This is a genomic window from Blautia acetica (assembly GCF_038739805.1).
Taxonomy (GTDB): Bacteria; Bacillota; Clostridia; order Lachnospirales; family Lachnospiraceae; genus Blautia.
Genome location: NZ_JBBEWO010000018.1, coordinates 61,111 through 69,406, shown reverse-complemented (window position 1 = coordinate 69,406; position 8,296 = coordinate 61,111). Strand labels below are relative to the sequence as shown.

Annotated in this window: 5 protein-coding genes; 2 read left to right on the top strand and 3 right to left on the bottom strand. The window is 42.3% G+C overall.

All coding sequences use genetic code 11. The features are described from left to right. Positions 1 to 204 precede the first annotated feature (204 nt). On the bottom strand, positions 205 to 3,744 hold the full coding sequence (nifJ, locus tag WBS51_RS11945; RefSeq protein ID WP_302702842.1) for a pyruvate:ferredoxin (flavodoxin) oxidoreductase: 3,540 nt from the start codon (positions 3,742 to 3,744) through the stop codon (positions 205 to 207). A 163-nt stretch (positions 3,745 to 3,907) separates the two neighbouring features. Continuing rightward, on the bottom strand, positions 3,908 to 4,327 hold the full coding sequence (locus WBS51_RS11940; protein WP_173747649.1) for an RrF2 family transcriptional regulator: 420 nt from the start codon (positions 4,325 to 4,327) through the stop codon (positions 3,908 to 3,910). A gap of 174 nt (positions 4,328 to 4,501) precedes the next feature. On the opposite strand from WBS51_RS11940, the gene WBS51_RS11935 reads away from it, so the two are divergent. After that, the gene (locus WBS51_RS11935) at positions 4,502 to 6,133 is read left to right on the top strand and encodes an ABC-F family ATP-binding cassette domain-containing protein (protein WP_291681336.1); all 1,632 of its coding nucleotides are present in this window, start codon (positions 4,502 to 4,504) and stop codon (positions 6,131 to 6,133) included. Positions 6,134 to 6,167: 34 nt separating this feature from the next. Here WBS51_RS11935 and WBS51_RS11930 read toward each other — a convergent pair whose 3' ends face one another. Continuing rightward, entirely contained in the window at positions 6,168 to 7,064 is an 897-nt protein-coding gene (locus WBS51_RS11930; protein WP_294461633.1) for a helix-turn-helix domain-containing protein, read from the bottom strand. Between the two features lie 152 nt (positions 7,065 to 7,216). On the opposite strand from WBS51_RS11930, the gene uxuA reads away from it, so the two are divergent. Beyond that, positions 7,217 to 8,287, top strand: coding sequence for a mannonate dehydratase (gene uxuA / locus WBS51_RS11925; protein ID WP_173747655.1), 1,071 nt, complete (start codon positions 7,217 to 7,219; stop codon positions 8,285 to 8,287). The last annotated feature ends 9 nt before the right edge of the window (positions 8,288 to 8,296 follow it).

Genomic DNA, 8,296 nt, shown 5'->3' with positions numbered 1-8,296 from the left:
AATTTTTTTGTATAACAATCGACGCGCACCCGCATAGCGGGTGGATTATTGTTTCGCCCATCTCCATTTTTCGGATCAACGAAAAACTCCAATGGGCGAAACAGACTAAAGTCCACATCAAAAAGGACTCCCTCCCCGCAGTCGCCTGCGGGAGGGAGTCCTTTCAACCGTTTGGACACATTTATAACATTTCAGTTAATGGAATTACTCTTCTGTTTTTCCGTACAGAGTAACCAGTTTGTTCAGATATTCGTATCTTTCCTTAGCTTCAGACTCATTCTTAGCAAACAGTCTAGCTGCTTTTTCCGGATTAGAACGTTTCAGAGAATTGTAGCGAACTTCTCCGTCTAAGAATTCCTGGTATCCTTCTGCTGCTGGTGCTTTAGAATCCAGAGAGAATTTGTTTTCTGCTGCTGGGTTGAAGCGGAAGTTGTGCCAGTATCCACATTTAACTGCTAATTCTTCTTCTGTCTGAGCTTTGCTCATACCTTTCTTGATACCATGGTTGATACATGGAGCGTAAGCAATAATCAGAGATGGTCCCGGATATGCCTCCGCTTCAGCAATTGCTTTTACAGTCTGGTTGAAGTCTGCACCCATAGCAATCTGAGCAACGTATACATAACCATAGCTCATAGCGATAGAAGCCATATCTTTCTTCTTCACTTCTTTACCGCCTGCTGCGAACTGTGCGATAGCACCTGTCGGTGTAGATTTAGAAGACTGTCCACCTGTGTTGGAGTAAACTTCTGTATCGAATACCATAACGTTGATATCCTGTCCGGAAGCTAATACGTGGTCAACGCCACCAAAACCGATGTCGTATGCCCAACCGTCACCACCGAAGATCCACTGGGATTTCTTAGCTAAGAAGTCTTTGTTCTTAACGATGTCTTTGCATACGTCACAATCAACACCTTCTAATGCTGCAACTAATTTATCTGTAGCTGCACCGTTTGTAATTCCGCTTCCGAATGTATCTAACCATTCCTGACAAGCAGCTTTTACTTCTTCAGAAGATCCTTCGTAAGCCATTACAGACTCAACTTTTTCTTTTAATCCGCCACGGATAGCTTTCTGAGCTAATAACATACCGTATCCGAATTCAGCGTTATCTTCGAACAGAGAGTTAGACCATGCAGGACCCTGTCCTTTTGCGTTTACAGTGTATGGTGTAGATGGTGAGGAGTTACCCCAGATAGAGGAACAGCCTGTTGCGTTAGCAATGTACATTCTGTCACCAAATAACTGTGTGATTAATTTAGCGTAAGGTGTTTCTCCACAACCTGCACAAGCTCCTGAGAACTCAAGTAACGGCTGTTTGAACTGAGAACCTTTTACTGTATTTTCTTTGAATTTAGCGATAACATCTTCTTTAACCGGTAATGTTACACCGTAATCGAAGAATTTCTGCTCGCCTGCATTTGCTTCCATGTTTGCCATAACAAGCGCTTTTGCACCCTTCTTACCTGGGCAGACATTAGCACAAGAACCACATCCTGTACAGTCGTAAGCAGATACAGTCATAACGAATTTGTAATCAGCCATACCTGTCATAGGCAATGTTCTCATTCCTTCCGGAGCTGCTGCTACTTCTTCGTCAGTCATAGCAACCGGACGGATAACAGCATGAGGACATACATATGCACAACGGTTACACTGGATACAGTTTTCCGGCTGCCATACAGGGATATCCACTGCAATACCACGTTTTTCAAATGCAGAAGAACCAGATGGGGTAGTACCGTCAACGTAATCTTTGAATGCAGATACAGGTAATGTATTACCTTCCTGAGCATTTACTTTTGCCTGGATGTTGTTTACGAAATCAACAACGTCGCCGCGTCCGCCTTCTGCATGTGCCATAAACAGACCTTCATCAACGCAGTCTTTCCAGCTTTCCGGAACCTGAACTTCAACAACCTGTTTTGCACCTGCATCGATAGCGTCATAGTTCATCTGAACGATAGCGTCACCTTTTCTTCCGTAAGTTGCTTTTGCAGCAGCTTTCATTAATTCGATAGCATGATCTTCCGGAATGATGTTAGCCAGTTTGAAGAATGCAGACTGAAGAACTGTGTTGATACGTCCGCCAAGTCCGATTTCTTTACCAATCTTAATACCGTCAATTACATAGAATTTGATATTGTGGTTGGCAATAAATGCTTTTACCTGTCCCGGCAAGTGTTTTTCAAGGCCTTCCATATCCCATGGGCAGTTTAATAAGAATGTACCGCCGTCCACTAATTCCTGAACCATATTGTATTTGTTCACATAAGACGGGTTGTGACATGCAACAAAGTTTGCCTGTCTAATCAGATATGTGGATTTGATTGGGCTCTTACCAAAACGAAGGTGAGACATTGTAACACCACCGGATTTTTTAGAGTCATAATCAAAGTATGCCTGTGCATACATATCTGTGTTGTCACCGATAATCTTGATGGAGTTTTTGTTCGCACCAACAGTACCGTCAGCTCCTAATCCCCAGAATTTGCAGTTGATAGTTCCTTCCGGTGTAGTAACAAGAGGAGCGCCAACTTCCAGAGATAAGTTTGTAACATCATCCACAATACCGATTGTGAATTTTTCTTTTGTTGTGTTTTCGTATACAGCAACAATCTGAGCCGGTGTTGTATCTTTGGAACCTAATCCGTAACGTCCGCTGAAGATTGGTGTATCGTTGAATTTTGTGCCTTTTAATGCAGCAACAACGTCTAAGTATAATGGTTCACCAAGAGCACCTGGTTCTTTTGTTCTGTCTAATACAGAAATCTGTTTTACAGAATCCGGAATAGCGTTTACTAATGCTTCCGCGCAGAATGGTCTGTAAAGACGAACTGTAACAAGACCAACTTTTTTGCCTGCTGCCATTAAGTAATCGATGGTTTCTTCAATTGTTTCACAAGCAGAACCCATAGCGATGATTACGTGTTCAGCATCTTCAGCACCGTAGTAGTTGAATAATTTATAGTTTGTACCGATTTTTTCGTTTACTTTGTCCATGTATTCCTGTACTAATGCAGGTAATGCATCATAGTATGGGTTACATGCTTCTCTTGCCTGGAAGAAGATATCCGGGTTCTGAGCAGAACCTCTCTGGCATGGGTGATTTGGATTTAAAGCGTGTTTACGGAATGCGTCAACAGCGTCCATATCTACCATGTCTTTTAAATCTTCGTAATCCCATGTTTCAATCTTCTGGATTTCATGAGATGTACGGAATCCGTCGAAGAAGTTAATGAATGGAACTTTCCCTTTGATTGCGGAGCAATGAGCAACCGGTGTTAAGTCCATAACTTCCTGTACAGAAGATTCACATAACATAGCGCAGCCTGTCTGACGGCATGCATAAACATCAGAGTGGTCTCCGAAGATAGACAGTGCATGGCTTGCTAAAGCACGAGCAGATACGTTGATAACGCCCGGTAACTGCTCACCAGCGATTTTGTAAAGGTTTGGAATCATCAACAGAAGACCCTGAGATGCTGTATATGTAGTAGTCAGGGCACCTGCTGCCAAAGAGCCGTGAACTGCACCAGCAGCACCAGCTTCAGACTGCATTTCTGTAACCTGTACTTCCTGTCCGAAAATGTTCTTTCTTCCCTGTGTTGCCCACTCATCTGTAGCTTCTGCCATTACGGATGAAGGGGTAATCGGATAGATAGCCGCAACATCTGAATAAGCATATGAAGCATGAGCTGCTGCATGGTTACCATCCATGGTTTTCATCTTTCTAGCCATTTGATTTTTTTCCTCCTTGAAAATTGTTGTTTTTTTAACAATATTCCACTTCGCTCACGAAGTCTATAAGAAATTATAGCACGATTTCAAGTGCATGTCCATTTGTAAAACATAAGAAAATCAAATGTTTTCCCAAAAAAACATGCCCTCTCCTGCTTTTGGCTTATTTTTCTTCTGAAACTTCCCCTGCCATAATTTCCGCAATAGATTTTGCAGACAATTCCCGCAGCAAAACACCCTGTATTCTTTCCAATTCCCTGTGCACCCTGCAGCCACAGTCCTCCTGATTGTGTACACAGGGCTTCTTGGGATTCATACATTCTATCATATAAAAGTCCGGCTCTACCGCCAGATAAATATCCAGAAGCGTCAGCTCCTCTATGGACCGCTTCAGCGCATAGCCGCCGTTGCTTCCCCGAAAAGACTTTACAATTTCCTTTTTTTCCAGTTTTTTCAGTATTTTATATACGAACGCCGGTGTAAGCCCCTCCTGGTCACATACCTGGTTGACACACATCTTTTCACCATTTGCCAGGGCACGGACAATCCTTACGCCATAGTCACATTCTCTCGTAATCAGCATGATATTTCCCCTTCTTTTGTTGTTAACTTCCTAATATAAATGTAATTATAACTATCTGTACTGTATTTATCAAGTATTTTTCGCAAGAAACACTTGCAAAATCCAGGTTTTACGGTAAAATAAAAGAGATTACGCATTAAAATTGTTTTTGATTAAGTGAGGTATGAATAAAACATGATTGCAGCAAATAATGTCACATTACGAATCGGTAAGAAAGCACTGTTTGAAGATGTCAATATTAAATTTACAGAAGGAAACTGCTATGGTCTTATTGGTGCCAACGGAGCCGGAAAATCCACATTCTTAAAAATCCTTTCCGGACAGCTGGAAACCACGAACGGGAATATTACCATTACACCGGGACAGCGTCTCTCCTTCCTGCAGCAGGACCACTTCAAATACGACTCTTTCACTGTCCTTGACACAGTTATTATGGGAAATCAGCGTCTGTATGACATCATGAAGGAAAAAGAAGCCATTTACGCAAAAGAAGATTTCACAGACGAAGACGGCATCCGGGCCAGTGAACTGGAAGGCGAATTTGCAGAAATGAACGGCTGGGAAGCAGAATCTGACGCCGCTATGCTCTTAAACGGACTGGGCATTGACACTGATTTACACTATGCCCTTATGGCTGACTTAAAAGGCAGTGAAAAGGTGAAAGTTCTTCTGGCACAGGCCCTGTTTGGAAACCCTGACATTCTGCTTCTGGACGAGCCTACGAACCATTTGGATTTAGACGCTATCGAATGGCTGGAAGAATTTTTGATTAACTTTGAAAATACGGTCATCGTGGTATCCCATGACCGTTATTTCTTAAACAAAGTCTGTACCCATACTGCTGATATTGACTACGGCAAAATCCAGCTTTATGCCGGAAACTATGATTTCTGGTATGAATCCAGCCAGCTTCTCATCAAACAGATGAAAGAAGCCAACCGTAAGAAAGAGGAAAAAATTAAGGAACTGCAGGAATTTATTTCCCGTTTCTCCGCCAATGCTTCCAAATCCAAGCAGGCGACTTCCAGAAAACGTGCGCTGGAAAAAATTCAGTTAGACGACATGCGTCCTTCCAGCCGTAAATATCCTTATATCGACTTCCGTCCAAACCGCGAAATCGGAAACGAAGTACTTATGGTAGAAGGTCTGTCCAAAACCATTGACGGTGTAAAAATTCTGGATAACCTGACCTTCACTTTGGGACGTGAGGATAAAGTGGCTTTTGTAGGCGGCAATGAACGCGCCAAAACTGTTCTGTTCCAGATTTTAACGGGAGAAATGGAACCGGATGAAGGTACTTACAAATGGGGCGTTACCACCACACAGGCCTATTTCCCAAAAGACAGCACCAAAGAATTTGACAATGATTTAACCATTGCAGACTGGCTCACCGGATATTCTGAAATCAAGGACGCCACTTATGTCCGTGGTTTCCTTGGCCGTATGCTCTTCCCCGGAGAAGACGGTGTGAAAAAAGTCCGGGTACTCTCCGGTGGGGAAAAGGTAAGATGTCTGTTGTCCAAAATGATGATTTCCGGGGCAAACATTCTGATTTTCGATGAACCTACCAACCATCTGGATATGGAATCCATCACAGCCTTAAACAACGGTATGATGAAATTCCCAGGTGTGATTCTCTTTGCCTCTCACGACCACCAGATTGTACAGACCACTGCAAACCGTATTATGGAAATTCTTCCAAACGGCGTATTAATTGACAAAATTACCACTTACGACGAATATCTTGCAAGCGATGAAATGGCAAGAAAACGTCAGGTTTACACTATGACCGAGGAAGACAACTAAACTTCCCGAAGCTGCCGCATGAAGCAAAAGCAACTTAATGCGGCAGTTTTTCTTCTTTCATTCCTATCTGTATTTTCAAGTCTTTGTATTCTTTTGGCGAAATCCCAAACTCTTTTTTAAAAGCCCGGTAAAAACTGGAATAATCCTTAAAACCAAACATCAGATAGGCCCGGCTGATACTGATGTTTCCCAAAATAGCGTTCTGACAAGCAGCCAGACGTTTTTTCATAATATACTGGTGAATCGAAATTCCTGTATTTTCTTTAAAAATATGGGCAATATGATATTTACTCACATAAAACTCTCCGGCCAGATACTCTAATGACAAATCCTGTTCCAGATGGTCGTCAATGTACTGCAGAATATTCCGGTAAAGGTTCTGGTCCTCCTTTATTTTCCCCGGGTTGTTTTTTTCATAGGCCATACGATTCAAATGGAGAAGCAAATCACAGATATTGATGAAAATCCGCGCTTCTTTTCCATAGCGCTCTGCATGAATCTCCTCCATCAGATGAAATATTTTAGACTGGATACCGGAAAATTCCACTGTGCTGTTGTGATACACATACTGCTTCTTTTCCGCTGCACGCTGAACCAGATAATAATAATCCTCTGACATCTGCCGCAAACGCTGATAATATTCCACACTAATCCAGAATACAAAGCGGCTGTAAGGATGTTCCTGGTCGTGAATCACTGCTTTATGGGGAATTCCCGGCGGCAGAATAACCACATCTCCCGGCTCCAGTCTGTACAGCTTATCGCGAATCAGAATAGACACACTGCCTTCCAGGAAAAAATACATTTCATAATATTTATGTATATGGCTGTCCACATTGCCCAAATGACTGTCGCTGTAATAATAAATTTCATAATCTCTGGACAACATATATTGGCGTTTTAAAAATTCTGTCTTATAGTTTTTTTTCATAATGAGGCACACTCCTCTCTTCTTTATGCACCTATTTTAATACAAAACCGCAACTTTTACAATATATACAACAATCTTATCAATAGGAATTTTTTTCGGATAATCTATAATAATAACTATAAAAAATACATGCGAAAGCGAGGAACTTGACTATGGAAATGACAATGCGCTGGTACGGCACAGGACACGACACTGTAACTCTGGAGCAGATTAAGCAGAGCTGCTATGTAAAAGGAATCATCACAACTCTTTATGACAAATTGCCTGGAGAAGTATGGACACTGGAAGAAATTCTGGCAATGAAAAAAGAAGTAGAAGATGCAGGGCTTCACCTTGCAGGTATCGAAAGTGTAAACGTAAGCGATGCTATCAAGACAGGTGCACCGGAAAGAGATAAAGACATTGCCGCTTACATTGAAACACTGGAAAATCTCGGAAAAGCAGATATTCATATGGTATGTTACAACTTCATGCCCGTATTTGACTGGACAAGAACAGAACTGGCCAGAATGAGAGAAGACGGAACTACTGTTCTTGCTTACAATCAGGACACGGTAGACAAAATGGACCCAGACAACATGTTCGATTCCATCAAAGACAATATGAACGGAACCGTAATGCCTGGCTGGGAACCGGAACGTATGGAAAAAGTAAAAGAACTCTTTGAACTTTACAAAGACATTGACGAAGACAAATTATTTGACAACCTGAAATATTTCCTGGAAGCGATTATGCCGGTATGTGACAAATATGACATCAACATGGCTATTCACCCGGATGACCCATCCTGGAGCGTATTCGGACTGCCTCGTATTATCTCTTCTCAGGCAAAACTGAAACGTATGATGGACATGGTTCCAAACAAACACAACGGTGTTACTTTCTGCATGGGCTCTTACGGAACAAACCTGAACAACGATTTAATCGACACTATCCACATGTTAAAAGGCAGAATCCACTTTGCACATGTAAGAAACCTTCGTTTCAACGATGGTATGCGTGACTTCGAAGAAAGCGCTCACTTAAGCGCGGACGGAACCTTTGATATGTACAAAGTTATGAAAGCCCTTCATGACACAGGTTTTGACGGACCAATCCGCCCAGACCACGGACGTATGATTTGGGGCGAAAAAGCAATGCCCGGATACGGCTTATATGACCGCGCTCTTGGTGCCGCTTACCTGTGCGGCTTATGGGAAGCAGCCTGCAAAGAATCCAAATAAGAAAGGGAA